The sequence below is a fragment of the Paenibacillus sp. GCM10027630 genome, assembly GCF_042676305.1.
Taxonomy (GTDB): Bacteria; Bacillota; Bacilli; order Paenibacillales; family NBRC-103111; genus Paenibacillus_S.
In genome coordinates this window covers 59,374-85,341 of the sequence record NZ_JBHTGY010000039.1, presented here as the reverse complement: position 1 = coordinate 85,341, position 25,968 = coordinate 59,374, and the positions used below count along the sequence as shown (strand labels likewise).

The following is a 25,968-nucleotide window of genomic DNA, read 5'->3' as shown; positions in this document are numbered from 1 at the left end:
AAGAAATTACGGTCGTGCTCCACCGTTATTTTTGCGAACGGAGTTTTTTATAATCATCGTTCATCATCCGCGAGGATTCTTCCACCGTCATATCGCCAGTCAGCAGCGCAGGTCCGATTATCTTTAATGTGCTCCACATGCCATTGGGCAAATATTCCCGGTCGAAAACCGGAATCGTCCGCAGGCTTCCGTACTTACTAAAGTCTGCGGTCAAACCGCCCAAATCATATTTGACGTTCTTAAGTCCGGCAGGCATCCCTGTAGCCGCAGCCACTTTAGCGATATTGTCGCTTTTAGCCAAATAACTCAAGAGCAGCAGCGCTGCATCTATGTTTTTCGATTTATTCCATACGCCGAACGCCTCCCGTTCTCCGCCATTCAGTATCGGTTCATCCCCTTTGTAAAAGGCGGGCACAGGCATCATCCCAACCTGCGCATCAGGATTGATCTTCATCACTTCGGCAACAATAGCATTGTTTTCAAACAAGAAAGCCGCTTTACCGGTGGCAATCTTCTCGGCTGCACTTAACGGGTCGGCTGTGACGACATCCTTGTTCAAGTAGCCTTCCTTCTTCAAATTTACCAACTGCTGCGAAACCAAATTCCACCCGCTCCAGTCAAAAGTACCGTCTTTCAGTGAATCTCCGTAATTATGCGATTTATCCGATACAAGAACGGTTGGAGCCAGCTTGTTGAAAAAGCCTGCCAGTTTTGTCGTGTCTTTGCCCCCGATGTGGATCGGAGTGATGTTGGCGTTTTTGATCACCTTGCAGGCTGCCATCAGCTCTTCCCATGTCTTCGGAATTTCCAGGTTCAAATCCTTGAGTACTTTTTTGTTGTACACGATACCGGATTGGTCGATATTTAACGGCAGCACATAAACATTGCCTTTTTTATCGGAAATGGTCGGTTTGATCGTATCCGTAAGGTTGCCAAACCATGGCTGATCGTTAAGAGGACGCAAATATTCGCTGTACCGATTCACGGACCAGCCATGCGTTGCAAACAGGTCCGGCAGATCATTGGAAGCCATCTTAGCCTTCATCAGCTGCTCATAGTCCTTTCCCTGTGTGCTGAAATCGACCTGAATGCCTGGATTTTCCTTTGTAAATCCGTCTATTATCGTCTGTATTGCATCAAATGTCATACCTGTTGCGTTAGTCATCATCGTAAGCTTGACCGCCTTTGCCTCCTTAGTAGGAAGCGTGCCTGTGTTTGCTCCGTTACTTGCTCCCACTGACGTATTGCTGTTTCCACCGTTCGAGCATCCTGTTGCCATGATCAGTGCCGATAGGCCGATTGTACAAAGCTTCGTCATTTTTCTCATGAATCGTTTTATCCCCTTCATCGGTTAATTGGTGTGTCACATCGTCAGTATAACGGAATAAAACGGTCTCAAATCCGCTCAAAACTACACTAACCGTGCTGCTTTCTATGATACTGCTTTTTAGAGTCAGGGTTGATCGTTCTGAAGGAAGGAAGATCCTTGAGCATGTCGAATACGTTGTCTCAAGAAGAATCCCATCAGGGCAGGAAAGGTTGATTCACTCATGAAAGGCTTCGGGATCAAACTGTATCGGCCGCTTAATAAGAAGCTTGTCCTTATTTTCATGATCAGCACGCTGATGCCGATGCTGCTTACCACCTATATAGTCGCACGAGTTTATATCGATAAGAACAGCAACGATACAGGAATACTGATTGACAACACATTGATCTCTCTGTCCAAGAGCTTATCCAGCTACCTCAACGAGTTGGACCAGCTTACGCTTATTCCTTACTACAACGATGACTTTATTTATGCACTTAAGGTTAAAGCCTCCGAATCTTACGAAAGCATGAGCAAATACCAGGTCCTGAGCATTACTAATATGTTGGATTCACAGCTAAGGTTTGTTAGGAATACACGCAAGGATATTATGAGTACCCTGATCGTTTCGGACAATAAGCCATTGTTTTATTCAACCAACAACCCGCTAAATGATGTGGCATCCGATTATGAGTTTTCTGAAACAGATTGGTACCGCAAAGCTCTGCTCGCAGGCGGAAACGCCGTTTTCATTAATCCACACAAGCAGGACTATTTTACTCGCACTAAAAATGAAACGGTGTTCTCTGTTGCACGCACGATCCGGGAAATCCCATCCCAACGACCAATCAGCGTCATTATCGCTGATGCTAATACCGTTGTTTTACAAAAAATGTTTCAGGACATCGATTTCCATGTCCCTTCCTATATCGCACTCCTCGATGAGGAACGTAATTTCGTTTATTCAAATCACGAGCTATCTCCGACATTGTTCAGGCCGATGCCCGAAAATCGTTCCGTTATACGCGATGGCAGCAATTCCTATCTGGTGGTGAGAAGAACGGTGGCCCCGTACAACTGGGAGCTAGTCGTGCTTCTCTCCTACAAGCATCTGGAGCAAAAAACACTATGGATCTACCTAAACTCCGCTCTGCTCTATATCGTTTGTCTTGTCGTGGCTTTCTTGTTCTATCAAATACTATCTCGTAAAGTGATGGGTCCGGTCAAGGAGATCATTAAGACGATGCGCAAGGTCGAGCAAGGTGATTTTACAGCCCGCTATCGTTCCCATTCAAAAGACGAATTCGATGTGATCGGGCAATCACTCAATTCCATGATCGATGAGCTGAAGCAGAAAATCGAGATGGAATATGTACTGGTGCTGAAGCAGCGTAATTCCGAGTACAAAGCGCTTCAGTCGCAGATTCAGCCGCATTTTTTATTCAACATGCTGAACGGTTTTGTCGCGCTTAACCAACTAGGTGAGCGGGAACTGCTGGAAACATCGATTATCGATCTTACTCTGCTGCTGCGGTATATTTTGAATCATCCGGATATGACTACTCTCGAGGAAGAACTGCAGCTTATACAAAAATATGGTTCCCTCCAGCAGCTGCGCTTCGGCCAACGCCTGCAAGTCCACGTGTCGTACGAAGATGGTGTTCGTTCTTACAAGGTGCCCAAGCTGCTGCTCCAGCCCTTGGTTGAGAATGCAATCATCCACGGAATCGAACCCATGAACGCTCCTTGCAGCCTTGTGATTGCAGCCGATATGGTGGTTGAGAATGAAGTCATGTATGTACGTATCCGTATCGAGGATGACGGCACCGGCTTCGACCCGGAGTTTCCGGAAGAACATGGCAAAATAGGCCTGACCAATACCATTGAACGGTTGCGGCTGTGCTTTCCTGACAGTCTGTTTCAGCTGAAGAGCTCTATTGGTGAAGGAACACAAATTACTATCATGATACCGGAGGCCAATTTCCATGAAAATCCTAATAGCGGATGATGAACATCTGATTCGGCTGTCAATCCGGCATAACCTGGACAAACTGAATATTCCTGCGCTAAGTATTCACGAAGCAACCGATGGCTGCGAGCTCCTTCACGAGTTGGAACGACTGCAGCCCGATGTTGCTTTTGTAGATATCAAAATGCCTTCGCTTGGCGGTTTGGAAGCCATCGAGCAAGGCAAGCTGGTTTCACCACACACGGAGTTCATCATTCTGACCGGATTCTCTGAATTTGACTATGCCCGCAAGGCAATCGCTCTTCGGATCAACGAATATTTGTTGAAGCCAGCCAGCCTTGACCAGCTGAAAGCGGTCATCCACAACATAATGGAGCTTCTTGAACGCAAAGCTGAGGAAAGAAACCGGCTGTTCAGCCTGCAGATCGCTGAAATCATTACTACAACGAAGCCTGCAGAGGATAGCCGTTTACCACTGGATGGAATGAACTTCAAGCTGGTTGCCCTATGTTTTGACGGATTGAAAGAAACGAATCGTTCGAGCGCCGAAGCATGGCTAGATCGAGCCAGAAGCTGCGCCAAGCCATACATGAGCCGACAATTTCACATGACCATCATGAAGCCGCGCGATAATGAATGGATTCTTGTGCTTGGCATCGAGAAGACCTGGGAAACCGGCAATGAGAAACTGTTGTCTTGCCTGTCGGAGATCCGACACATGACGGCAGCCTGGCGCAAGGAGCAGGGTGACCTAACCCAGATTACGAGCAACACCATCCCCTTCAGGTTGTTCTTATCCACATATGGGGAGCTTCTGCAGATGACCTGCCTGAGAGCTTTACTCGGTATTTCCGTTGATTATTCCCAGTCGTTTCTAAAAGCAGTTATTCAGGATAAACCTCATTATCTCACTGTTTGCACTTTACTTGTCGAGTTGGCAAGGTATAAGGAGCTTCAAAGCCCTATTGAATTCGGCAGCGCGATCGAGCAGCGGCTCATCCCTCTTGTAGAAGATCAACGACTGCATGAAAACATTCGAGTGATTTCCGCCATAGGATTGTTTTTACGTTGTTCGATTGGGCTGTCTGTGGAGGCTGATGGCGGGTATTCTAGCTTGAAAAGTGAGCTGTTGGACTATAGCAAACGTTTAATAGGTTCCCAAACGGATCGGAGTCACATCATTCGGTCTATCGTCGCTTACGCCAATTCCCATTACGCAGATGAAATAAGCGTCGCCAAGGTGGCTGACCTGTTCGATATTAGCCCCAATTATTTAAGCACATTATTTCATAAAGAAACGGGAAATCGATTTGTTGAGTATATAGCGGAGTTGAGGATGAAGGAGGCGCGAAAACTGCTTCTGGAGACTGATTTATCCATACATGAGATTACAAGGAAAGTCGGACTTTATAGCACAAGCCATTTCAGTAAACTGTTCACCAAACATTACAGTGTCTCCCCCCAAGAATATAAAAGAAATGCGGGCTCTAATCGTTCGCAGCCCCCTGCTTTACCTGAGTAAATTTGTCTTTATCATCGTAAAACTATAAGAAAAGCTTCTATTCGAAGCCCATTAGATGAAGATACATTCGTGTCTTAAAGGTAGCTTTTCTTGCAATATCAGACTTCTTCAGCTCCGCTGAAAACTTATAAAGGCTAATATTATAAAATAAGGCTGTCGGTCGATCCGACAGCCGGTTATAATATCTTCTCATAGTAGATAATCTCCATCTCTTTATACAGCCTTCGATTTATTTCTATATATCCATTCCGCTCGAATAATTTTTGGGCCGGCAATTGTTTGACGGTTGTATCTAGAATGAGTTTTTGGTAGCCTTTATCTTTTGCCGAGCTCTCTAGAGCCGTTAAAATCAACTGACCTATTCCTCTTTTCTGATAGTTCTGATCAATTCTAATTCTCTTTATTTCTGCTGTTTCACTATCATACTTTCTATAAGCACCCATGCTAACTATTTGATCATTAATTAATCCAACTATAAATTCTCCGTTATTATTTAGGTAAATCTCCTCGATCCGCTCCATGTCTATATCTAAACCGGGGTTCCCTATACTTGCGTTGAATTGATTTAGTCCTTCCACGTGCAGCTTCATAACAAATTCATGATCGCTTGGTTGATACTGTCTGATTCGTATAGACATTTTATTTCCCCTTTCAATATAGCCTAATTTTCTTTCTCTTAAAGCATTGTGGTAAATCTGTCGAGACGGTAATCCTCTATTAATTCTATATTTTTTTTGTGTTTTACATACGTTTTGATTTGTTCCTTAATATTAGGAATCAGCAAAATCGAATCCAACTCATCTAATGCGATCCATTTTACTGCAGATTGATTCGGGTCTGGATGCTGAGGCATTTGAGGCTTTGAATGATCCTTTAACGTACATTCGAAAATTAAATGAATTCCATGTTTATCAGTCGGTAAGTATTCACCTGATTGTTTGTGCGGAGCAAATTCATACACTAATGCTAACGGTCCAACTTCAACTTCTGCGGCAGTTTCTTCGTACACCTCTCTGATTACTCCATCAATAACGGTCTCACCCGGCTCTGCACCTCCGCCAGGAAGATTATAATGGATTCCATTGTCTTCATATTCTACAAGCAAGATTGAATTATCTTTTATAATTAGCGCTGTTGGTCTTATCCTAATATGTGACAAAGTATCGCCTCCATTTATTGTCGTATTAATTATTCTTATTGGGCTGTATCAAAATCAAGGTGCTGCGTTGCCATCCCTCCTGTATGAGGATTACGGTGACAGATAACGGGGTAGGTATGAACAAAGAACAGCTGGAGAGGATTAGTAAGCATTTCCGTCAAAATACTGAGATCCATGACCACATCGGATTATTTAATACGAATAAACGGATGACCCTTACATATGGGGAAGCATACGGCATTCAAATTCGCAGCAAGCCAGGATTTGGAACTGTTATCGATCTGAATATCCCTAATTAGTCCAACAGAGACAGCCGCATAGCTACGAAATCATCTATTTAGTTGTGGCTGCTCCTTTTGCTTTCCTTATCACGGATTCAATAAATGGAGCTTTTGCCTTCGTATACGCAACTCTATCATTCTTATAAACAATTTCAAGTTCTTTCTTTAAAACGTTATATTCCCTCAGTAAATCAGGGTGATTAATTAAATAGTCTCTAAATAATAAGTTGGAATTCCAATTATCCGCCTTGTGCTCGTATATATGCAAATGATGAGTTCCTGCACGCCACTGCCCCTTTCGAAAAAACCTTCTTTCGGGAAAATGGGGATGATCAACAAACTCATAGCCGATCGTTTTTAATTGTTCACAATGCAGCTTAGTCAAGTCTTGCAAGTTATTTATTCCAACCATCATGTCAATTACAGGCTTGGCTGCCAGACCAGGAATAGCTGTGCTTCCAATATGCTCTATTCCTTGAATCAAGTCCTGCAGGAGCTGGACTATTTTTACCTTTTCAATATTATACTCAGTAACCCACTCCGGATTGTATTCGCAAACAACAACTTCTTCCATCAGCAGCTCAGCCCTTTCAGTAATTATGATTTAAATAGATTGGGCCTATTTTTCATAAGCTTCTCTCCTATGTAAGGCCTGCTTTGTAATACTACCAAGTTTTTACAACAAAATACAACATCAAGATGTTAAACCTGATGTTGTATTTTTCAATTGCTTTATGCACTTTTTATCAGCAAGCCTTAGTTTCAAAGCGCTTAAGGCTGGACATCCATCAATCCGCTTCAATAGCCTTTGATGGAAGCAATCGATCCAGGTAATAAATATTCGCCAACCTGTTGGGGGTGAAATTCGATGCAAAGCCGAAGCTTAACTGAGCTTTATGCGGATGTTTACTATCCGGCAAATGAATAGCTAACCCTTCCGGTTCTCTGAAAGTGAGCGTATCTCCTGCGGTCATCAGCTGCTTATCTATAACTTCACCGGTTTTTAATTCTACAGCAGTGATATAAGTATTTCCTACGGGTGCAACGGATCCGTTCGTGCCGTAAGCGGTACCTTCCAACAGGTATAAATAACCTCCATAGGAAGCGAAGCCTTGAAAAGTACCAACTGTAGGTTGAGGCACGTCAGCCAATGGTGTGTAATTATTCTGCTTAACTTCTTCCAGCGAATATACGCCGAAACGGAATGCACCGTCTAAACGGTAACGCATAGTTAACAAGCCGTTCGCTGCATCAATATTGACAGTCGTTCGATCTGCACCTTCCACAAGACGGTATTTTTCAAGCTCAGGCGACTCGGGGGTCAAAATTTTACCATTTTCAAACGGAAATCTTGCAAGCTGCGTTCCCCAGCCACTGCTCCCCTCCGTGACGGAATCCGTTTCCGTCCATAAATAGGCTGTTTCTCCCACTGTTTCCACACCGATCTGGACACCATGGCCAAACCCTTTCAGGTACATGTAGCCGAGCTTATTTCCCGACATATCAAGCTGGGTTAATGCCAGATCGCCGTTGAGATCCCTGCTTGCTCCGCTAACTGTCCCTGCCTCCCCTGGCAGCTGCTGTCCGCCTGCCATCAATTGAACCACATAAATGTGTTGATTCACATTATCGAAAGCGAATGATTGCAATACCGTCCCATTTTGCAGCGCTTTTTCATTAATCAGTTCAGCAGCCGGCTCCGAAAGGGCAAACATCTTGGATTTCAAAACATCGCGTTTGGCTTGGATAGGAGCAGCTGACCATGGGAGAAGACTAATAATGGCTGCCCCAATTACAATTTTCAATAATTGACTTCGGCCAAATGACTGCCGGATCGTCTTCTTCCGTCTTATTTGAAACATACTCATACTTCACCTCCCATTATGCTCGATCACATATCGAATTTCTTGAGCCGGCCTCGGATTGTTGCAGGTCATTAGAGTAGAGCCGCATCCAAGCGCATAATAGACTTGCTGATCGACATCCGGGCAATAACACCAAGGCAGAATATCCTTATCCCGAAACTCCTGAACCAGCTTCGGTGTCAACAGCTTCATACTGATGCCTACAGCCCACATCTTAGAATAAGTACCTTCGGGGCCTGAATCAAAATTATGCATCAGCTCTGCCGGGAAACCCTGCGTCTTTAGCTGATAAGTATCATGGATATAGGCGATTATGACCGCATCAAAGCTGGTGAATACGCAGCGTGGAAGATAGCCGAATTCGTCAAGCATGGCGACAGCCTTATCCACGACCCATTTCGCATGAGGGCTAGGCTTAATTTCTACATTTAACAGCATCTCGGGGTAAGAGGCAATCAAGCTGCACAGCTCCTCAAAGGTCGGGATTTTCAATCCCTCAAAAACAGGGTCAAACCAACCTCCCGCATCCAATTGTTTAAGCTCTGCCAAAGTATGGTCCATCACCTTACCGGAACCATTCGTCGTACGCTCCAATGTCTCATCATGGATGACCATGACCACGCCATCCTTGGACAGCCGAAGGTCGAGCTCTAGCATATCCACCTTTGACTCCATAGCTTTTTGAAAAGCAAGCAGAGTGTTTTCCGGATAATCGCATTTTAAACCTCTATGTGCTGCAACAACGATCGAGTTATTGTTTTCAAGACGTCCTATCATGTAGTCCTACCTTCCTTTCCATTTATTTTTTAATAATTCGCTCCGTTTCTTTCTTAAACGTGTCCAGTGTGGTTTCAATATTTTTGTTGTCATACATAATCGCTTGTATTGCTTTGTTAAATTCTTGCATAACTTGTGTCCAAGCTACATGCTTATTCGTGTCAACTGCATATTGAAGCTGATAATAGGCTACTTTACGATTCGGTTGTTTGGCCCAAAGATCCTTCATCTGTTGGGACTCAACCATTTTTTTAGTAAACGGAAGATACCCTGTATCGAGAATGAATTGCAAGCCGCCCTGAGGGTCCGTCATCGTCCAACGAATAAACTCCCACGCCGCTTCTTTATTTTTCGAATTGGCCATCAAAGAAACATTCGCCCCTCCTGTAGGGTTTGCATATACTTGGTCCATTGGCAAATAGGCTGTAACATAATCGAATTTAACCGTGTCCATAAGACTTCCGATGACGCCGGTGGACTGGTACATCATACCGATCTTACCGCTTGTAAACATCTGGTTGACTATATTTCCAGAGTCCTGAGCTGGAGGATAATACAAGGCGCCTGTGCTCTGCATATCCTTCAGGAATTTAAAGGTTTTCACACCTTCACCGTTATTAAATCCAATTGAAGTAGTGGCATCATTAAAAAACTTACCCTTTGCTTGTGTGATCATGGCAATAGGATACCAGGTGTCATAGGGCATACTGTACCCGTAGCGCTTGTATTCGCCATTCTCCTTAATCACAAGTGCATTGGCTACTTTACTCAATTCATCCCATGTTTTCGGAATAGCGAGCCCTTTCTCGTCCAGCATCGTCTTGTTTACATGTAAAATTGGAGTAGAGCGGTTCAATGGCAAGGATACCAATTTATTATCGAAGGTAGAGTGACCCAAAAGACCTTGCGTAAAGTCATTGATGCTTAACCCTGATTTCTTGAGAAAAGGGTTCATGTCCTCCAATACATCCGAATCAGCAAACAGCTGTACATAGGCGCGCTCCAGCATTGCTACATCCGGCCCGGTTTTAGCAGCAACCGCTTGCTGCACCTTCGTAACCGTTTCATCGTAAGTCCCCTGGAAGGTGCCGACCACTTCAATTTTATTTTGAGATGCGTTGAAGCGTTTGATCATGGCGTCTGTATATTCGCCATTCTTGCCTCCCAGAGAATGCCAAAATTGTACGGTAGTTTTCCCTCCCGAGCTAGCTGGCGCTGGAGTTGCAGTAGATTGAGGATTGGTTTTTGGATCTACAGTCTGTTGGGACTGACCGCCCGAGCACCCTGCGAGCAGAGTGGATAGCAAAGTCGCTGACAACACTGTAACTGAAAGCGTTTTCTTCATATTCGATGACCTCCAAATAGATTATAGTTTTTCTGGTAAGACACCCGGATTTATTTAATTCCGGAATAAACGAAAGCTTTGACGATTTGTTTTGAAGTAAAAAGATATACAATCAAGATGGGGACAACTAATACAACATTACCGGCCATGATAATGTGCCAGTTGCTTATCCCCTCGGTCTCCCTTAGCATGGCAATTCCCATTGTTAAAGGTCGGACCTGAGCGGAATCGGTCATAACAAGCGGCCAGAAATAGTCGTTCCAATGGCTGACAAAACTAAATAATGCGATGGTTGCTAAAGCCGGCATGGACATTGGTACCATGATTTTCATAATAATTTTTAATTCACTGGCATTATCCAATCTCCCTGATTCTATAATTTCCTGCGGAATTTGCATAAAATATTGGCGCAGCAGAAATATACCGAATGCATTTGCCATGAATGGAATGATTTGGGGAAGCAGTGAGTTGATCACTCCCCAATCCGCAAGCATTAAGTAGACTGGAATGAAGGTCACCTGTCCAGGAATCATGAATGCGAGCAAAACCAATGAAAACAATATTTCTTTCCCCACAAACCTGTACTTGGCAAAGGCATATGCTGCTGGAATCATCACAATTATTTGCAGAATGATAACGGAAAATGTAACGATAAGCGAGTTCCCGGCATAGGTCAAAAAGGGACCTGCTCTCATAGCCGCCACAAAGTTAATCCATTGCGGCCATGCGGGAATCCACGTAGGCGGAAACGCCAATGTTTCCTGAAAGGTCTGCAGCGAGGTTGAAATCATCCATAAAAACGGGAATACAAACACCATCAAAATAGCCGCTTTGCATAAAAATCCTAATGTATTCTTGATGGATTTTAAATCGAATGTCACCTTTTTCACACCCCCTCTATGTGAGTCATCTCGTCTCGACAGATCATTGATAATGTACTTTTTTGGACAGCAATCGGAAGTAAATAAACGTCAGGATCGCGATGATCCCCATCAAAACCACTCCAGTCGCTGAAGCATACCCAATGCTATTGGTTCTGAATTCATAAATATAGTAAACAAGAGTAGTCGTTGCGTTATTAGGCCCACCTGCGGTCATGATTTTTACAGTATCAAATACTTTGAACGAACCGATCGTCATAATGATCAATATGAAAAACAACTGCGGTGAAATTAGCGGCAAAGTGATCTTGTAAAACATCTTAAACCGGCTTGCGTTATCCAGTGCGGCAGCCTCATAGATGTTTGGCGGTACGCTTTGAAGTGCAGCTACAATGATTAAAGTGTAGTAGCCAATATTTTGCCATACCGAAACGATGATGACTGAGACCATTGCAGTACTAGAGCTCTGCAGCCATGGTGAGGATGGAAGTCCAATTGCCTTAAGCAGAAAATTAAGCATGCCGTGGTTGGGCTCCATAAGCCACATCCAGACGAGCGCAACAGACACAATGGAAATAATGTGTGGAGTAAAGATGCCTGCTTGCACAACCGCATTGAAGCGTGTCTTTTTATTAAGCCAAATGGCAATCAACAGAGATAGCAGCATAGTGAGTACAACTACCCCTATCGTGTAAACAACCGTATTGGTCAGAGCGCCGTAGAAATCCTCACGGGTAAAAATTTCTGTGTAATTATCAAATCCAATGAACTTGCTTTTATCCTTATTCATCAGGTTGTATTTATAAAAGCTTAATTTAATTAAATAGATAACTGGATATATGACAAAAAGAAAAATGCCCGTCATAGCAGGTAAGACCATAATATAGGGTCGAATCGCTTCCCACAGTCGTTTTTTATCCATACTGCTGCCCTTTCAGCATTCTTAAATAAGTTCCAAATCGTTCGTCTTCCTGACTTATTCGGTTCTCATCCGCACCAAAGAAAAAGATTTTAGCCGCTTCCACTCCAACATAAACCTCCTGATCGAAGGAAAATAAATCTTCGGTGCATTTGATCATAAACGCATGCTCGCCGGATCTCACCTGATAAATCGTTTCAGAACCTAGCATTTCTCTTGTGGCGATCACTCCGCGCATGGAAAAATGACAATTGTTAGGTTCGGCAGACAGTACTGCACTCTCTGGGCGGAAACCGAATTTCACCCCGTCTGCCCCTAATTCACCGACATTCATTGGCGGTACTCCGATAAACTGAGCCGCAAAAAGATTATTCGGTTGACGGTAGATGACCTCAGGGGGCGCCTCCTGTTGAATCCGTCCACGATTCATAAGAACAATAGTGTCCGCCATCGACATCGCTTCTACCTGATCATGTGTGACATATACAAATGTCGTTCCGAGTTTTTTGTGCATTTCAATGAGTTCAATGCGCATCTGTACCCTGAGCTTTGCATCGAGATTGGACAGCGGCTCATCCATTAGAAATACGGACGGTTTCTTCACCATGGCACGGGCCAATGCTACACGTTGACGTTGGCCTCCGGATAATGTGGAGGGTTTACGATCCAGGTATTCAAATAATCCGACTGTTTCACTAATTCCCTCTACCAGACGGGTTCTTTCTTCCTTGGCTACTTTATTATTTTTCAACCCAAATTCAATGTTTTCTCTTACAGACATGGTCGGGTAAATCGCATAGTTTTGAAAAACCATGGCAACCCCTCTTTGACCGGGAGCTACTCGTGTCACATCTTTCCCGTTAATAAGAACCGAGCCTGAAGTATGTGGATCAAGCCCGGCGATCATTCTGAGGAGCGTAGTCTTCCCGCAGCCTGATGGACCTACCAATACCGTGAATTTGCCGTCCTCTATCTTTAAATCCAAGCCTTCAATTATTATGTTTTTATCAAATGATTGTGTTACTTGAACGAATTCAATGGATGCCAAGAGCAACCCTCCTCACCAATTATTCCCAGAATCCTTAAATGATTGCGTTTACATTTTCGTGCAGCTGTACAATTCGCGGTTATTAACAATTGAATGGATTTATGGTACAATCCATTTACGACTTTCACTGTGTCACCAGTGAAAGTCCAGGATTGTTTTTTTCCAGTCCCTGTGAGTCATGGCAGATTCCATAGCGCCAGCGAGGTCTTCTGCCGTGCTCACAACCGTATATTTCTCGGGAAGTAATTTTCTTAATGTGTCCTGACAATCTGTGCTTTCCATAACCTTCAACACTTGTTGGAAATCCTTTGCCGAGCTGCGGCTGCTTCCATGGAGTGTGATCCCTTTCTCCAACACATCGCGCGTATTGATCGGCACCAGATCCTCACTTACCCCCATTGCAATAAGATGGCCTCCGGGTTTTAGAATATCAATCCCTTGATTGATAGCACTTTCACTAAACCGCCCTCCTGTACATTCCATCACGATATCAACCTTCTCACTAGCTAAGAAATCGTAATTCTGCACCAGTTCAGTTGTTGCAAAGGTGAATTGATCCAGCTTCTCTTTTATTGCACCGAAGACAATTAAACGATCCCTGCCAATCTTATATCCGTGATGCAACATAGCTGCGGTCAAGTATCCGACAGGTCCATCTCCAAATACTGCGATCCGAGACCGATCCAATAAATGACTTATTCCTCTTATTGCTCTGTACGAAACACTGCATAATTCCGCTAAAACGGCGATCTCATCAGGTATTGATTCAGGAATCGGAATCGCACACATATCAGGTAGCACCAGCCTGCTTTGAGCTATCCCATCGGTACCGCTTCCCAAAAACTTGGAATGATAACAATAGTTATCTTCAATTTCATTTCTGCAAGCGGGACAACAAAGCTCAGGTTCGATTCCCCGAAGCAGGTACCCCGGTAAGTTCGGAACAATGAGCACTCGCTGACCTTCAGAGAGCTTAGATGAGCTGCTCTCGACCACGATACCGATTCCCTCATGCAGTAAGGCCATCGGCAGTTTTTTGGCTAATACCTCAGGTTTTCTCTGACCGCTGAAGTAACGCAGATCAGCGTGACAAATACTGGCAATAGTTGGTTCAACTGCAACTTCATCCTTCCGAAGCTCCCTGGCTACTTCCAGCTCTTGAATTTCACTCGGCTTAGTTAAGCGTAGAGTACGTGATTTGACTGTGCCGGCTTTACTTCTGTCCACTAATAAGAACACCTCCGTTTAAACCTATTCAATCTATATGAAATTTCAAGGAAGCATGAAGCATCCATGAAAATATCATCGTGAATTAAACAAGAATTACGTTCACACCAGAATCCTGAAATTGCTTTTTATCGTATTCTGTAATCTCCTTAGCCGTAATTAAAGTTTGAATGGCTGAGTTTGGAGCGACCGTATGAAGAGACAACTTGCCTATTTTGGTATCATCAGCAACCACAATCACTTCCTGTGCCGCATTAATCATACCTTGTTTTGCGAGTACCAGCTGCGCCTCCGGATGCATCAATCCATGTTTGGGATGAATGGCAGGTGTACCAATGAAAGCTTTGGACACATGAAGGGAACGAAGCGCTTGATCCGTAAACATACCATTAAGCATAAAGCTTGATGGATACAGATCTCCACCGGTTACTGTAACCTTCACACCTGGGGCATCTCTCAGCTCGGCAGCAATATTAATATCATTCGTCACTACAGTAATGTTCGAATGGTAGAGCAAGTTCTTCGCAATGTGAAGTGTAGTTGTACCCGAATCAATAATGATATGATCCCCGTCTTCCACCATACTTGCGGCCATCTTACCGATGCGCATTTTCTGTTCAAGCTGCACATTGAACCTGTCGTTAAAAGAGGGCTCATTGTGAGTCAATTGCTCCACTATGACTCCACCGTGAGTTCTCTTTAGCAAGCCTTCCTGTTCAACCTCCGCCAAATCCCTGCGAATAGTTGCCTCATGAACATCAAATTCCAAGGCTAATGCCGCGACTGAAGCAACACGATGCTGTCTTACATATTCTACGATTCTCATTTTTCTTTCCGCAGCCAACATGGTTTACGCTCCCTCTCAGACAAACACGGTTTTGCACTAAATTGTTTATTAATGTTTATATTTGCTCTTTTAAATTATCATTGGTAAACATTTCTGTCAATACTTTATTAGATAATCCTTTATCTTTCAATATAGAAATGGGAATATAAATGTTTATATATGTTCATTAATGATTATTTTATTTCAATGATATGTTTAAACATGTTATTATTATTGTTGTTATTAACTTTAGAATAGCAATCTATAAGAATTCCCAGAACCGGTTATATGCTAGAATATACCCTGTAATTGAAGTGAAAGCATGAACTAAAGATAGGAGATCTGACATGAAAACCAATAGAATTAAAACAATCGCATACTGGGTAACCACCCTATTAGGTCCGGCAAGCTTCGTTATAGGCGGCTTCCTCTTCTTCACTCACGGAGAGCAGCAAGTGGAAGTAATGAACCATCTTGGCTATCCTTCTTACCTCCTTACTATTCTAGGTTTGTGGAAGTTACTAGGCGTGGTAGCTATCGTAATACCTCGTTTTCCGCTCCTAAAGGAATGGGCCTACGCGGGATTTTTCTTTGAACTCACAGGGGCGGCAGCATCTCACGCTTTCTCGGGGGATAGCCTGGCATTAATCTCCCAGCCGGTAGTCTTCCTTGCACTAGTCATCGCGTCGTGGGCTTTGCGTCCGCCCAGCCGCAAGCTATCGGGCCAATGAAAATAAATGCAGTTCATTAACAAGCTAAAAGCCATCGCATTGAACAATGCGATGGCTTTTAGCTTGTTATCCTAGCAATTAATTTTGATTAACCGCACTTTCATCCATATATACTAATTCCCAAAGATGACCGTCTATATCCTGAAAACTCCATGAATACATAAACCCATGGTCCATAGGTTCTTTGGAAGGTGTTCCTCCAGCTGCCAAAGCTTTATTTACAATCTCGTCAACTTTTTCCCTGCTGTCAGCAGATAAAGCTATAATAGCTTCTGTACTTTTTGTTGCATCAATAATATCTTTTTGGGTAAATGTTTTGAAAAAGGGTTCAACTAGCAGCATGACAAATATGTGTTCACTGATAACCATACATGTAGCATTTTCATCGGTAAATTGGGGGTTAAATTCAAAGCCTATAGTAGTAAAAAAATCGACGGTTTTGTTTAGATCTTTGACCGGTAAATTAACAAAAATTTTGTCAGCCTTAACTCCCATAAACTAACACCTCTTCTTCTAGTTTTAACTTGTACACTCTCCCTATTATAGCAGAGAGCAAGATCAGTGATTTCTTATGGATTGCTGTTTTGGCTGATTGCATCGAATTGCAACATGCTATTCAAGAGCAAATGTCGACTGCGACTGCTCCTCTTCTGAACATTCGAAGCAGATCAATGTTTTATCCTCAACTACGATACCGTTAAGAAATCCATCCTCGCACATAATCGGTTTGTTACATTTTATACAATGACCAACAAGCTCCTGCATATTCACAACCTCCCAAGATATGTTACCAGATGGCAGCCTATCATTACATATAGGATGGATTTAAGCCAACCCACTCCTTATATGATTTCACAACAGGCAGTATGCGGTGGCTGAATTGCCTATATTTCATCGCATGGGAAGTATTAAATAAAACTACCTCGTCATGCCGGCCAATCCCCCCTTGATCAAGCAAACGAATTAAGCCGGCCCATGTGGCCGCGCCTTCTGGTGATGAGGATATTCCCAGCTTACCCAAAGCGAGCTGCGCTTGGCGTATTTCTTCCTGTGATACAGCCAAAGCGGTGCCTCCCGATTGACGTATTATCGAAACGAGGAGCTGACCGTCAGGCGGATACGGCACTCTCATGCCCGTAGGGCTTGAATTCACATCTTCACTCTGAGGTGAAAATAAGTCATTGTTCTGCAGAGCTGTGACTAATGGTTGGCAGCCTGTCTCTTGTATGCAAACTATGCGAGGGAGTTCTCCTTGAATAAAACCTAGTTGCTTCAACTGCTGAAATGCAGTCCACATGCCGATAACTCCAGAGCCACCACCTGTCGGGTAAATAATAACTTCAGGCAGCTTCCAATGTAACTGCTCGGCAATTTCCAGCCCCATGGTCTTCTTGCCCTCCGCTCTCCCCGGCTCCTTCATGGTACCGACATTGTACCAATTCTGTTCTTGCTCTCCTTCTCTGATCAATTTGCCCGCATCCTGTATTAACCCATCTACCAAGTAAGTATGAGCTCCATATTGAATGCATTCTTCTATAATCAGCCATGGACAATCCTTGGGAAGGAACACATACGCCTCCATTCCCGCGTAGCCTGCATAGGCCGCTAATGCAGAGGCAGCGTTGCCATTAGAATTAACCGCCACCTTGTGGATCCCATATTCATTAGCAATAGACAATGCGACTGAAAATCCTCTGGCCTTGAAGCTTCCTGTAGGATTCTGTTCCTCTCTCTTGACCCAAAGCTTTCCAAGAGGGAGAGCTTGTTCAGCTTTTGTCAATGGAACTAGTGGCGTAAAGCCTTCACCCATTGTGATAATACTTTCTTTCTTCTCAATGGGCAGAAGCTCAGCATATCGCCACATCGATGCTATACGATTATTTAAGCTTTCCTTTGACAAGGTATGTTTAACAAGCTCCAAATCATATTCGACCCGCAATGCGCCTCCGCATGAGCATGCTCCAGCATTTATATGAAAAGAGATTTGTTTCCCGCATTTTCTGCACTCTAACCAAAATCTCATAAGCTGTTCGCCCTCCTGTCGTCAGGTTTCTTTAACAGCATATGAGGATTTGCTTATTCCGCAAGGGCATCTATAGGGAGCCTGTTTTATTTTACACCAACGTCCAATCCTTTTTTTAATTTCGCTCATAAGGTGAATGAGAGTCTTTTTTTCCAATAAGGAAAGAGGAATGATGCTCCATGCAAAGATTGATGTGTAAAGGGAAAATTCATAGAGCCACCGTAACCGAAGCGAATTTGGACTACGTAGGAAGCATAACGATAGACGCTCTCCTTCTGAAAGCCACCAATATTCACCCATATGAAATGGTTCAAATCACCAGTTTACGCAACGCAACCCGTTGGAAGACCTATGCACTGCCAGGACAAGAAGGCTCAGGCCAAATATGCTTAAACGGACCGCCTGCTCATCTCTTTCAACCTGGAGATTTGGTTATTATACTCAGTCTCGGATTATTTAACGAAGCCGAGCTGCAGGCACTGGCACCGAGAGTCGTTTTTGTGGATAAAAATAATCAACTTACAAGCTGTGAAGAGCATCCATTATTTAATGATGCCGGGGATGTGAATTGGCGTGACTTACAGCCAGAGTAAAGTGCAGGATTATGGTTCACTAATACGATAGAGGGGGGAACAATAAAATATGGCTTATCATTTGGATAAATGGACCAAACATAAGATCATGATCGAATCCTCTGAACTGGCGTCCGCACTTCCTGCTACACGTGTTTTGGGATATCAATCTTTTTCCACTCTCTTAGATCAGTATAACAAAGTCATAGTCAAACCATCAGGGGCTTGTGGAGGATTGGGAGTAATCCAGGTTTCTTCGAAGGGAGATAGGCAATACGAGGTTCATTATGGGAAAAGCAAAAAAACGATTGTAGGACTTCGATCTACTTACAACTTCGTACGCAGCCAATCCAAGCGAACTTTGAAGATTGTTCAACAGAAAATCCCGCTTGCCCAAGTAAACGGGAAACCGTTTGACGTTCGTGTTATGGTTCAAAGGACTATTAAGTCGAATTGGACGATTACAGGTAAATTGGCAAAAATAGCCGGTTCCGGCTACATTATTACCAACACGGCTCGCAGCAAAGGCAAGGTCGTTCCTATTTCAACAGCCATCCGGAATTCGACTATTTCTGGTATTTCTGAAGAAAAGATTCAGCAAGAAATAGATCGAATTGCACTAAAAGCAGTTAGACAGCTGCATTCCTCATATCGATGGATCCGAATGGTGGGATTGGATATTGGGTTGGATAGCAAAGGAAATGTTTGGATTATTGAAGCGAATTTCGAGCCATCCAAAGCTCTATTTTTACATTTGAAGGATAAATCCATATACCGGCAAATTATGTCTTATGCCAAAAAACGCAGACCATAACAAAACTAAGCCCAAGCTCCTCTATCTAAGCAGGGGCTCAGGCTATATTACTTGATTTGCTGCTTCTGCTGCCCAAATCTCTGAAATAACCATATGGCAACTGCCAGCCAAAAGCCGCTTGCTAAATAACCGCCTAACACATCACTGGGATAATGAACGCCCAGATAGATCCTGCTTCCCCCGATCGCAATGATCATTCCAATACTTATAGCAATTAATATCATTCTATTTATTGCATGAGAGGTATGTCGCCATAGTAAAAAAGCTGTCACTCCATATAAAGTAAAGGCTGCCATAGAATGACCGCTGGGAAAGCTAAACCCGGTTTCTTGTACGATCTGGTGAATCGTTGGACGAGCCCGCCTAAATAAAGTTTTAAGTCCTAAGTTCAAAAAGCCTGACCCAATGTTAACCCCAATAAATAGAACAAGCTCCCTGCGATGCCCTAAAACTTTATATAAGTAAACAGCAATGATTGGGATGAGTATGGCAATGACTTTGCTCGACCCAATAAATGAGAAGCCATTCATAATCATTGTCATCAAGGGAGATTCCAAATTTTGAACAAAATGGATAATGGATTGATCAAAATGATCAATCGTAGTTTCATGAATTAACATGGCTATAACACCGAAGCCACTTACACAAATAAAGCTAATAATGAAAGCCGGGATTAACCGTAGCTTAAGATTCAACACGCAGCCTCCTTGCTACTCTAGCTTTTAGAACCACGGTCTATGTACTCCTCTCTGCAAGGAAGCCATATAGTCACGCTTGTACCTTCATTTTCATTGCTTTCGATTAGAATATCGCCGTGATATTTATTTATAATACGTTTGGCAATTGCAAGTCCTAAGCCGCTGCCCCCCAGCTTTCGATTCCGAGCCTTATCCACTCTGTAAAACCGGTCAAATACAAACGGAATGTCTTCTTTGGGAATACCTACACCATGGTCCATAATTTGAATACTTGCTGTATTGGGTTGAACTAGATCCATATTAATCTCTATCGTTTTCTGATTAAGTGAGTATTTAACGGCATTATCAAGTATGATCAAAATAATTTGTTTCAAATGATGCGTAGAAATTTGCAGCAGGCATTCTTCTTTGGCCAATCGTACGATAAATTCAACATCCGGATGAAGCACGGAGAGATCATTAACGACCTGTTGAATAATCGATCGCGCATCGGCCCAATCTTCAATTGCATTCTCATGGATGGATTCCGCTCGTGAAAGCTCCAATAATTCTTGTACAAGCTCTTTAAGTCGGACAATTTCCTCTAATGAGGATGTCAGCGATTCATCCAATATGTCTGTATTAGTTTTCCCCCAACGGTTCAGTAAGGACAGATGCCCCTCAATTATAGAAATAGGTGTACGAAGCTCATGTGATGCGTCCTCAACGAACTGCTTCTGCTGCCGGAACGATTTCTCAAGCTGCTCCATCATTTCATTGAACATTATAGCCAAGTAAGACAACTCATCCTTATTATCATGAAAGGGGACACGTTCCTGCAAACCATTTTCCATTATTTTCTTCATCGTTTCTGTAATGGATTGTATAGGCTTGAGAAGCTGACGGGATATGAGCAATCCACCTAAACCACTAAGAATAACAGCAATCCCCGCTCCTGATAGCATGATAACTATAAGGGTTTGGTTGAGGTTATCCAATGACTCCAGATTGTTAATGATCTCAACAGTTCCAGTAAAACTGCCCGTATTTAATGGACTTCGTATAATAAGCAAATGATCTTCAAGGTACCATTTTGTTTCCATTTCCGGCTTTGTTACAGGCTTAGGGGCTACCCCCTGCTCAGGCAAATCATTGCTAACTATTAGAACTGGGTCACCACTATTGTTTATAACACGTATTAACTGATTGTTTTTGACGATTTTTTCAACAATAAGGGTCGCGTCTGCTATCTGCTCTTGATCTGACTTCTCTGCAATAAAATAATCTTGTATGGAATTCATGTCCTTGCGAATTTCTTCATAGGTTTGGTTCATATGCCAATGGTAAATAACTATGTATTGGGCCGTGTTATAAACGAAAAATATGATAAATAACAGTATAAACGACCAGAGCATTAATTTCCATTTTATCGGGATTCTAGAATATTTTATCCCCATGGTATCATGCTCATTACATCCTCAACGATAAAAATTATTACCATCCCGAATCCCTCAAATTCATAGCATAAGTTGTTTATTTCTTTATAAGTATTCCACTTCTCTCACAAATTCATCATTAATGAGAATGTTTTACTTAATTGCTCTTTCATGTCAAGACTATTTACATTAATTATTTCTAATGAATTTCTAATAACACCGGTCAAAATCAAACGGCGTAAGGGTTTTCCCCTCCTCAGGTAAATAGTGGCTATTTTTCTTGTGGTATGTTGTTGTTAGGCCAAAGCCTACACCAGACAAAACCATAGGAGGAAGAGTTATGAACAACACGAAGAAAAACCATCTTGGTAAAGCTGTAGTGGGAATCAGCCTCACCCTAGCGGTTGCTTTTACAGGAAGTACGCTGGTGGCACCTCAATCCGCTCACGCGGCTACTGTGTCCAGTACGTCTGTGGCAAATAATGTTATTGCAACGGGAAAACATTTTCTTGGCGTCCGTTATCAATTTGGAGCTCCTTCAGGAAAAACGAATGTTTTTGATTGTTCATCGTTCACCCAATATGTTTTTAAACAAAATGGAATCAACCTGCCACGTTCCTCCAGACAGCAAGCTGGAGTCGGTACCCCTGTATCCAAAAGCAAGCTGCAGCCGGGAGATTTAATTTTCTCTGACACTAACCGTGATGGCGTTATTAATCATGTAGGTATTTATATGGGCAATGGGAAAATACTTCATACCTATAGAGTCGGAATTGGCGTTACGATTTCCAATTTTGCCGGAAGCACATGGGATCGGACATTCGTGACAGCCCGCCGCGTCATTAAGTAGCACGTCAAAAAAGCCCCAAATTCGGGGCTTTTCTCTTTAACATCAGGATAAGGAGATTACTACTACAAATTCGGTAAAGCCTTCGTTGCTTTTCACTTGAATCGATCCTTTATAACGAATAATTAGCTGCTTCACTATATGCAGCCCTAGTCCGCAATTTTTACCGCTGACTTTGGAAGAAAAGCCGGATTCGAATATTCGGGTATGTAATTGCTCGGGAATAGCTGGGCCTGTATTGCTTATTGTAAAATGCAACTGGTTGTTCACTATATCCCCTTTAACTTTGACATGGCGATATTTTTTTTCGAGCTCCATCGTTGCGTCAAAAGCATTATCTATTAAGTTGCTTAGTATTTTCACGACATCCGTAGCTTTAATCGGGCTTAACTTCAATTGATCCATATGTTTGAAATCGTACTCACACAGGATATGCAAAGACTCCGCTTGCGTTATTTTTGCCTGCATTAGCGCTATAAGAGCGGGATCATTAATATTTATTAGATCATTAATAATTCGTATCTCTCCCACGAGAGAATTGGTGTATTTCTGCAAGTCATCATAACGTTTTAAAGTTAGGAATGCATGAATGGTTTGTATATGGTTTATAAAATCATGCCTCTGCTCTCTAACCGATTGAAACAGCATTTCAATATTTCCAACATAAGCTTCTTGAACATTTTGAAGCGCAAGCTTCTTATTTCGTCTAAATATCCACAAAATGGAACTCACAATAACTATCGCTAGTAAGGTACATAGTCCCATAAACCACACGGTGTTCATCAATTGTTTGTTAAGCACCCTATTGATTTCGGCATAGTCGGATGTAATTGCTATTAACGGTGCACTTCCGGAAGGATTATATTTTAAGTAATCCGTCGGGATAGGAGCGAAGCTTTTCATCACAGATTTACCGTTTATTTCTGTAGTATAGAAAACCATTTCATTTGTTACCATAGACAATGCAGCATGCTGCTTCTCACGAGGGTCTCTAAGCTGATAAGTTCCAAAAAAAACTTCTCTTTCTGAAAACCAACTGCTAGGGGTCGGATTATCGCCCGGAAGCTTGCGATCAAGAAATGTATTGGAGTTTAAGACGCACACTTCCATTATAGTAGGGCTATTTTCCTTCATTAATATTTGAATCGCATCTTCTATTCTTGTAATTTCTTGATATTCACGAAAACTCTTTTTATGCAAAAAGGGATTAATTATATAATTAGTAGTACCATCGTAATAGTACCCCCATTTATTGATTTCATTAGGGCTTGTCGTGGCAGTGTCGATGGGATAGCTCCAATAATGTGGTAAAGTTTGGCCCATGCCCACATTAACATCCTGCAGCTTAAACAATTGATTAAAAGCAATGTAGATCGTATCCCAGCCTTTGGAGCTAACATTGATCTCTTTCGGATCTGACGATCTCACTCCTATAATATCGTCATTGGTTTTGGCGAATAACGTAATCTCATCAACTCCAAGATCGCCCGCCAATGCCTTTAGTTCATTATTATCGATTTTATTGTAATCGGGATCTAACTTTTGCTTGGCTGCAATCGCAACCGTTCTAAGATTTTTCCCCAGCAATTCCTCGACAACCGACTCTCCATCCACAGTATGTTCAAGGTTCGATTTAATGCTTTTATATAGAAGATTCATCACTCCCTTCTGGTTCTCTATGAGCAGCTCCTTATAATGCATATAATAGGATGTATTCAACAAAATTAGTATTATTATAAACAATAGAGATGTTTTTAGAGGTATATGTTTTAACAAACCCATATGGATCACCTTTTCTTCATTCTCATTCTTATTTTCATTATAGCAAGGATTTGAAATAATTGTATTATTTTGTCGAAAATAAGAAATGAATACAGCAAATAATAAAGTAAAAAAGACCCAATTTTGCTGAAAATCTGCTGTTTTTACGCAATACTGTTATAATGTAACTTTGTAGAAAAAGCAGAAAAAAGTCATTTCCAATTCGGGAGGTTTAACATGAATGATAAGGTTGAGCAGGCTTTAATCACCACTCTAAAAAACTGGAAGTCTATGTCGGGAGCGGAAAATGCTGAGGCAGAAGAAGTTGCGAATGGATTTGAAGCTTCATTTTACTTGTTCATTGATGCGGTTCGCGAATGGTACCAAGAGCTAGATCAGCGGCCGCAAACATTGGAGGAGTTCATAGAATTATCCGTGGTCAAAGATATTATCGACAGGCTTCCTGGTCCTTTGTATTTGAATTTTGAAACCGAAGCCGAGCTTATTATTGAAAATAGGCATAGAATCGACGACGAAAAGTATGACTAACCAGTCGCTGCAGTGTGAAAAATAGCTCTCCAACGACTTGGTTTAGTGTACCTTTATGGATTGAGATGATTCAAATGTTTTTCAAAAAGGTTTGAATTCTATCCAATGCCTTATCAAGCTGTGTTAACGATGTAGCATACGAGCATCGGACAAATCCTTCGCCACCAGCCCCGAAGACATTGCCTGGAACCGTAGCCACTTTCGCCTCATCAAGCAGCCTCTGAGCAAATTGTTCAGAGCTTAAACCCGTGTGCGAGATAGACGGAAATACATAAAAGGAGCCAAGAGGTTCGTGACAAGGCAAGCCAATCTGGCGTAGATTCTGTACTATCATTCGCCGGCGTTGATTGTACGACTCCATCATGGAGTCCTTTTCTTCCATTCCGTTTTTCAATGATTCAAAAGCTGCTATCTGTCCCAAAATAGGCGCACACATCACGGTATATTGATGAATTTTCAGCATAGCCGCAATTAGTTCCGGATGGCCGCATACATAGCCCACTCTCCATCCAGTCATTGCAAATCCTTTGGAAAAACCGCTGACCAGCAAGGTCCTTTCCTTCATTCCAGGCAGAGAAGCGAAGCTGACATGTTTGCCCTTATACGTAAGCTCTGCATAAATTTCATCGGAAATGACAATAAGATTTCTTTCCTCTACTATTTTGGCGATTGGAAGCCAGTCCTCATAGGTCATGATGCCCCCAGTCGGATTGTTCGGATAGCAAAGCATAAGCACCTTTGAGCGGGGTGTTAATTTATTGATCAGAGCCTCTGCAGTGAGCTTGAAATCATCTTGGGCAAATGTTTCAATCTCCACAGGCTTTCCGCCGCCAAGAAAAGTAAGAGGGGAATATGAAATGTAGCAAGGAACTGGCACTAATATCTCGTCATCGGCTGTAATAATTGTACGCAATGCAAGATCAATAGCTTCACTGCTTCCGACCGTGACCAGCACTTCATTGGATGGCTCATATTTGACATTAAAGTTAGTGAACAGATACTCGGCAATCCCCTCTCTAAGCTCAAGAAGTCCTGAATTCGGAGTATAGGTTGTTTTTCCTTTCTTCAGCGCTTGTATACACGCTTCTCTAACATTCATGGGAGTAACGAAATCCGGCTCTCCTATCCCAAGTGATATAATATCCGCCCTTCCATTGGTTAAATCAAAGAACTTTCGAATTCCGGATGGCGGCATTTCACGTACGGATGGCGAAATAAAATCAGCTATTGAATGATGTGTCATAAACAATTCCTCCTCTTTTTGAAAAAACAAAAAAACCCGCCCCTTGTCAAGGGACGAGTTTTAACCCGTGTTACCACCCTAGTTTCACTTAAAAAAGTGACACTCTGCTCACGTATCCATCAATACGTGTTCCTTCTAACGCAGGAAATGCGGCGGGGCTTACTTCATTTCAGCTCGCTTCTCGGAG

The 25,968-nt window shown here is 42.6% G+C and carries 28 protein-coding genes and 1 other annotated feature (1 of these 29 only partly in view); of the genes, 8 read left to right on the top strand and 20 right to left on the bottom strand.

Annotation, left to right across the window (positions count from 1 at the left end):
* Positions 1-25: 25 nt before the first annotated feature.
* Positions 26-1,327, bottom strand: a complete 1,302-nt coding sequence (locus ACFQ0C_RS20860; protein WP_379369161.1) for an ABC transporter substrate-binding protein — start codon at positions 1,325-1,327, stop codon at positions 26-28.
* A gap of 223 nt (positions 1,328-1,550) precedes the next feature.
* Between ACFQ0C_RS20860 and ACFQ0C_RS20855 the strand changes: the two genes are divergently transcribed.
* Positions 1,551-3,317 (top strand): cache domain-containing sensor histidine kinase, encoded by a 1,767-nt coding sequence (locus ACFQ0C_RS20855; protein ID WP_379369159.1) that lies wholly within the window; start codon positions 1,551-1,553, stop codon positions 3,315-3,317.
* Complete coding sequence (locus ACFQ0C_RS20850) at positions 3,295-4,800, top strand: response regulator transcription factor (protein WP_379369157.1); 1,506 nt, start codon at positions 3,295-3,297, stop codon at positions 4,798-4,800. Before ACFQ0C_RS20855 ends, ACFQ0C_RS20850 begins: the two co-directional genes overlap by 23 nt.
* Positions 4,801-4,837: 37 nt before the next feature.
* Here ACFQ0C_RS20850 and ACFQ0C_RS20845 read toward each other — a convergent pair whose 3' ends face one another.
* From ACFQ0C_RS20845 to ACFQ0C_RS20835, 3 genes are read right to left on the bottom strand one after another with little or no spacing between them, the layout of a single operon-like run.
* Positions 4,838-4,993, bottom strand: a complete 156-nt coding sequence (locus ACFQ0C_RS20845; protein WP_379369155.1) for a hypothetical protein — start codon at positions 4,991-4,993, stop codon at positions 4,838-4,840.
* Positions 4,977-5,438, bottom strand: coding sequence for a GNAT family N-acetyltransferase (locus ACFQ0C_RS20840; RefSeq protein WP_379369152.1), 462 nt, complete (start codon positions 5,436-5,438; stop codon positions 4,977-4,979). Before ACFQ0C_RS20840 ends, ACFQ0C_RS20845 begins: the two co-directional genes overlap by 17 nt.
* A 38-nt stretch (positions 5,439-5,476) precedes the next feature.
* Positions 5,477-5,959, bottom strand: a complete 483-nt coding sequence (locus ACFQ0C_RS20835; protein WP_379369150.1) for an NUDIX domain-containing protein — start codon at positions 5,957-5,959, stop codon at positions 5,477-5,479.
* Positions 5,960-5,997: 38 nt separating this feature from the next.
* Here ACFQ0C_RS20835 and ACFQ0C_RS20830 point away from each other — a divergent pair, with 38 nt between their 5' ends.
* Positions 5,998-6,258, top strand: a complete 261-nt coding sequence (locus ACFQ0C_RS20830; protein ID WP_379369148.1) for a sensor histidine kinase — start codon at positions 5,998-6,000, stop codon at positions 6,256-6,258.
* A 34-nt stretch (positions 6,259-6,292) separates the two neighbouring features.
* Here the strand turns inward: ACFQ0C_RS20830 and ACFQ0C_RS20825 are convergent, their stop codons facing one another.
* The 9 genes from ACFQ0C_RS20825 to ACFQ0C_RS20785 form a co-directional block, all read right to left on the bottom strand.
* The gene (locus ACFQ0C_RS20825; RefSeq protein WP_379369146.1) at positions 6,293-6,814 is read right to left on the bottom strand and encodes a GrpB family protein; all 522 of its coding nucleotides are present in this window, start codon (positions 6,812-6,814) and stop codon (positions 6,293-6,295) included.
* 214 nt (positions 6,815-7,028) lie between these two features.
* On the bottom strand, positions 7,029-8,108 hold the full coding sequence (locus ACFQ0C_RS20820; protein ID WP_379369144.1) for a phage baseplate protein: 1,080 nt from the start codon (positions 8,106-8,108) through the stop codon (positions 7,029-7,031).
* Between the two features lie 3 nt (positions 8,109-8,111).
* The gene (locus ACFQ0C_RS20815) at positions 8,112-8,882 is read right to left on the bottom strand and encodes a glycerophosphodiester phosphodiesterase family protein (protein ID WP_379369142.1); all 771 of its coding nucleotides are present in this window, start codon (positions 8,880-8,882) and stop codon (positions 8,112-8,114) included.
* 22 nt (positions 8,883-8,904) lie between these two features.
* A complete protein-coding gene (locus ACFQ0C_RS20810) occupies positions 8,905-10,227 on the bottom strand; it encodes an ABC transporter substrate-binding protein (RefSeq protein WP_379369140.1) in 1,323 nt (440 codons plus the stop codon).
* A 50-nt stretch (positions 10,228-10,277) separates the two neighbouring features.
* Complete coding sequence (locus ACFQ0C_RS20805; RefSeq protein WP_379369395.1) at positions 10,278-11,045, bottom strand: carbohydrate ABC transporter permease; 768 nt, start codon at positions 11,043-11,045, stop codon at positions 10,278-10,280.
* Between the two features lie 106 nt (positions 11,046-11,151).
* A complete protein-coding gene (locus tag ACFQ0C_RS20800) occupies positions 11,152-12,030 on the bottom strand; it encodes a carbohydrate ABC transporter permease (RefSeq protein ID WP_379369138.1) in 879 nt (292 codons plus the stop codon).
* Positions 12,023-13,075: an ABC transporter ATP-binding protein gene (locus ACFQ0C_RS20795; protein WP_258212071.1), complete on the bottom strand. Its 1,053-nt coding sequence runs from the start codon at positions 13,073-13,075 to the stop codon at positions 12,023-12,025. Before ACFQ0C_RS20795 ends, ACFQ0C_RS20800 begins: the two co-directional genes overlap by 8 nt.
* Positions 13,076-13,207: 132 nt before the next feature.
* Entirely contained in the window at positions 13,208-14,302 is a 1,095-nt protein-coding gene (locus ACFQ0C_RS20790) for an alcohol dehydrogenase catalytic domain-containing protein (RefSeq protein ID WP_379369136.1), read from the bottom strand.
* 85 nt (positions 14,303-14,387) lie between these two features.
* A complete protein-coding gene (locus ACFQ0C_RS20785) occupies positions 14,388-15,149 on the bottom strand; it encodes a DeoR/GlpR family DNA-binding transcription regulator (protein WP_258212073.1) in 762 nt (253 codons plus the stop codon).
* A 326-nt stretch (positions 15,150-15,475) separates the two neighbouring features.
* On the opposite strand from ACFQ0C_RS20785, the gene ACFQ0C_RS20780 reads away from it, so the two are divergent.
* Positions 15,476-15,859, top strand: a complete 384-nt coding sequence (locus ACFQ0C_RS20780; protein ID WP_379369134.1) for a DoxX family protein — start codon at positions 15,476-15,478, stop codon at positions 15,857-15,859.
* 78 nt (positions 15,860-15,937) lie between these two features.
* Here ACFQ0C_RS20780 and ACFQ0C_RS20775 read toward each other — a convergent pair whose 3' ends face one another.
* From ACFQ0C_RS20775 to ACFQ0C_RS20765, 3 genes are all read right to left on the bottom strand, one after another.
* Positions 15,938-16,354, bottom strand: coding sequence for a VOC family protein (locus ACFQ0C_RS20775; protein WP_379369132.1), 417 nt, complete (start codon positions 16,352-16,354; stop codon positions 15,938-15,940).
* Positions 16,355-16,471: 117 nt separating this feature from the next.
* Positions 16,472-16,624, bottom strand: a complete 153-nt coding sequence (locus ACFQ0C_RS20770; protein ID WP_379369130.1) for a hypothetical protein — start codon at positions 16,622-16,624, stop codon at positions 16,472-16,474.
* Positions 16,625-16,667: 43 nt separating this feature from the next.
* On the bottom strand, positions 16,668-17,882 hold the full coding sequence (locus ACFQ0C_RS20765; RefSeq protein ID WP_379369128.1) for a threonine synthase: 1,215 nt from the start codon (positions 17,880-17,882) through the stop codon (positions 16,668-16,670).
* Between the two features lie 179 nt (positions 17,883-18,061).
* Here ACFQ0C_RS20765 and panD point away from each other — a divergent pair, with 179 nt between their 5' ends.
* Both panD and ACFQ0C_RS20755 read left to right on the top strand, forming a co-directional pair.
* Complete coding sequence (gene panD, locus ACFQ0C_RS20760) at positions 18,062-18,475, top strand: aspartate 1-decarboxylase (protein ID WP_379369126.1); 414 nt, start codon at positions 18,062-18,064, stop codon at positions 18,473-18,475.
* Positions 18,476-18,524: 49 nt separating this feature from the next.
* Positions 18,525-19,268: a YheC/YheD family protein gene (locus ACFQ0C_RS20755; RefSeq protein WP_379369124.1), complete on the top strand. Its 744-nt coding sequence runs from the start codon at positions 18,525-18,527 to the stop codon at positions 19,266-19,268.
* Positions 19,269-19,315: 47 nt separating this feature from the next.
* Here ACFQ0C_RS20755 and ACFQ0C_RS20750 read toward each other — a convergent pair whose 3' ends face one another.
* Together ACFQ0C_RS20750 and ACFQ0C_RS20745 are read right to left on the bottom strand one after the other, a co-directional pair.
* Positions 19,316-19,963, bottom strand: coding sequence for a phosphatase PAP2 family protein (locus ACFQ0C_RS20750; RefSeq protein ID WP_379369121.1), 648 nt, complete (start codon positions 19,961-19,963; stop codon positions 19,316-19,318).
* Between the two features lie 20 nt (positions 19,964-19,983).
* Complete coding sequence (locus tag ACFQ0C_RS20745; protein ID WP_379369119.1) at positions 19,984-21,402, bottom strand: HAMP domain-containing sensor histidine kinase; 1,419 nt, start codon at positions 21,400-21,402, stop codon at positions 19,984-19,986.
* Between the two features lie 319 nt (positions 21,403-21,721).
* On the opposite strand from ACFQ0C_RS20745, the gene ACFQ0C_RS20740 reads away from it, so the two are divergent.
* On the top strand, positions 21,722-22,231 hold the full coding sequence (locus ACFQ0C_RS20740) for a C40 family peptidase (RefSeq protein ID WP_379369117.1): 510 nt from the start codon (positions 21,722-21,724) through the stop codon (positions 22,229-22,231).
* Between the two features lie 42 nt (positions 22,232-22,273).
* On the opposite strand, the gene ACFQ0C_RS20735 is transcribed toward ACFQ0C_RS20740, so the two are convergent.
* Complete coding sequence (locus ACFQ0C_RS20735; protein ID WP_379369115.1) at positions 22,274-23,887, bottom strand: sensor histidine kinase; 1,614 nt, start codon at positions 23,885-23,887, stop codon at positions 22,274-22,276.
* Positions 23,888-24,226: 339 nt separating this feature from the next.
* Between ACFQ0C_RS20735 and ACFQ0C_RS20730 the strand changes: the two genes are divergently transcribed.
* The gene (locus ACFQ0C_RS20730) at positions 24,227-24,538 is read left to right on the top strand and encodes a hypothetical protein (protein ID WP_379369113.1); all 312 of its coding nucleotides are present in this window, start codon (positions 24,227-24,229) and stop codon (positions 24,536-24,538) included.
* A gap of 70 nt (positions 24,539-24,608) precedes the next feature.
* Here ACFQ0C_RS20730 and ACFQ0C_RS20725 read toward each other — a convergent pair whose 3' ends face one another.
* Positions 24,609-25,781 (bottom strand): aminotransferase class I/II-fold pyridoxal phosphate-dependent enzyme, encoded by a 1,173-nt coding sequence (locus ACFQ0C_RS20725; RefSeq protein WP_379369111.1) that lies wholly within the window; start codon positions 25,779-25,781, stop codon positions 24,609-24,611.
* A gap of 46 nt (positions 25,782-25,827) precedes the next feature.
* Positions 25,828-25,968: a binding site (T-box leader), on the bottom strand; it runs 96 nt beyond the window's last position.

Coding starts and splice junctions, on each gene's coding strand:
- ACFQ0C_RS20855 (WP_379369159.1), top strand. CDS start 1,551: ATGAAAGGCTTCGGGATCAAACTGTATCGGCCGCTTAATAAGAAGCTT.
- ACFQ0C_RS20755 (WP_379369124.1), top strand. CDS start 18,525: ATGGCTTATCATTTGGATAAATGGACCAAACATAAGATCATGATCGAA.
- ACFQ0C_RS20785 (WP_258212073.1), bottom strand. CDS start 15,149: ATGTTGGCTGCGGAAAGAAAAATGAGAATCGTAGAATATGTAAGACAG.
- ACFQ0C_RS20845 (WP_379369155.1), bottom strand. CDS start 4,993: ATGAGAAGATATTATAACCGGCTGTCGGATCGACCGACAGCCTTATTT.
- ACFQ0C_RS20820 (WP_379369144.1), bottom strand. CDS start 8,108: ATGAGTATGTTTCAAATAAGACGGAAGAAGACGATCCGGCAGTCATTT.
- ACFQ0C_RS20810 (WP_379369140.1), bottom strand. CDS start 10,227: ATGAAGAAAACGCTTTCAGTTACAGTGTTGTCAGCGACTTTGCTATCC.
- ACFQ0C_RS20740 (WP_379369117.1), top strand. CDS start 21,722: ATGAACAACACGAAGAAAAACCATCTTGGTAAAGCTGTAGTGGGAATC.
- ACFQ0C_RS20725 (WP_379369111.1), bottom strand. CDS start 25,781: ATGACACATCATTCAATAGCTGATTTTATTTCGCCATCCGTACGTGAA.
- ACFQ0C_RS20860 (WP_379369161.1), bottom strand. CDS start 1,327: ATGAGAAAAATGACGAAGCTTTGTACAATCGGCCTATCGGCACTGATC.
- ACFQ0C_RS20800 (WP_379369138.1), bottom strand. CDS start 12,030: ATGGATAAAAAACGACTGTGGGAAGCGATTCGACCCTATATTATGGTC.
- ACFQ0C_RS20770 (WP_379369130.1), bottom strand. CDS start 16,624: ATGCAGGAGCTTGTTGGTCATTGTATAAAATGTAACAAACCGATTATG.
- ACFQ0C_RS20735 (WP_379369115.1), bottom strand. CDS start 23,887: ATGAATCTTCTATATAAAAGCATTAAATCGAACCTTGAACATACTGTG.
- ACFQ0C_RS20840 (WP_379369152.1), bottom strand. CDS start 5,438: ATGTCTATACGAATCAGACAGTATCAACCAAGCGATCATGAATTTGTT.
- ACFQ0C_RS20825 (WP_379369146.1), bottom strand. CDS start 6,814: ATGGAAGAAGTTGTTGTTTGCGAATACAATCCGGAGTGGGTTACTGAG.
- ACFQ0C_RS20745 (WP_379369119.1), bottom strand. CDS start 21,402: ATGGGGATAAAATATTCTAGAATCCCGATAAAATGGAAATTAATGCTC.
- ACFQ0C_RS20815 (WP_379369142.1), bottom strand. CDS start 8,882: ATGATAGGACGTCTTGAAAACAATAACTCGATCGTTGTTGCAGCACAT.
- ACFQ0C_RS20805 (WP_379369395.1), bottom strand. CDS start 11,045: ATGGTGTTTGTATTCCCGTTTTTATGGATGATTTCAACCTCGCTGCAG.
- ACFQ0C_RS20850 (WP_379369157.1), top strand. CDS start 3,295: ATGAAAATCCTAATAGCGGATGATGAACATCTGATTCGGCTGTCAATC.
- ACFQ0C_RS20780 (WP_379369134.1), top strand. CDS start 15,476: ATGAAAACCAATAGAATTAAAACAATCGCATACTGGGTAACCACCCTA.
- panD (WP_379369126.1), top strand. CDS start 18,062: ATGCAAAGATTGATGTGTAAAGGGAAAATTCATAGAGCCACCGTAACC.
- ACFQ0C_RS20775 (WP_379369132.1), bottom strand. CDS start 16,354: ATGGGAGTTAAGGCTGACAAAATTTTTGTTAATTTACCGGTCAAAGAT.
- ACFQ0C_RS20765 (WP_379369128.1), bottom strand. CDS start 17,882: ATGAGATTTTGGTTAGAGTGCAGAAAATGCGGGAAACAAATCTCTTTT.
- ACFQ0C_RS20730 (WP_379369113.1), top strand. CDS start 24,227: ATGAATGATAAGGTTGAGCAGGCTTTAATCACCACTCTAAAAAACTGG.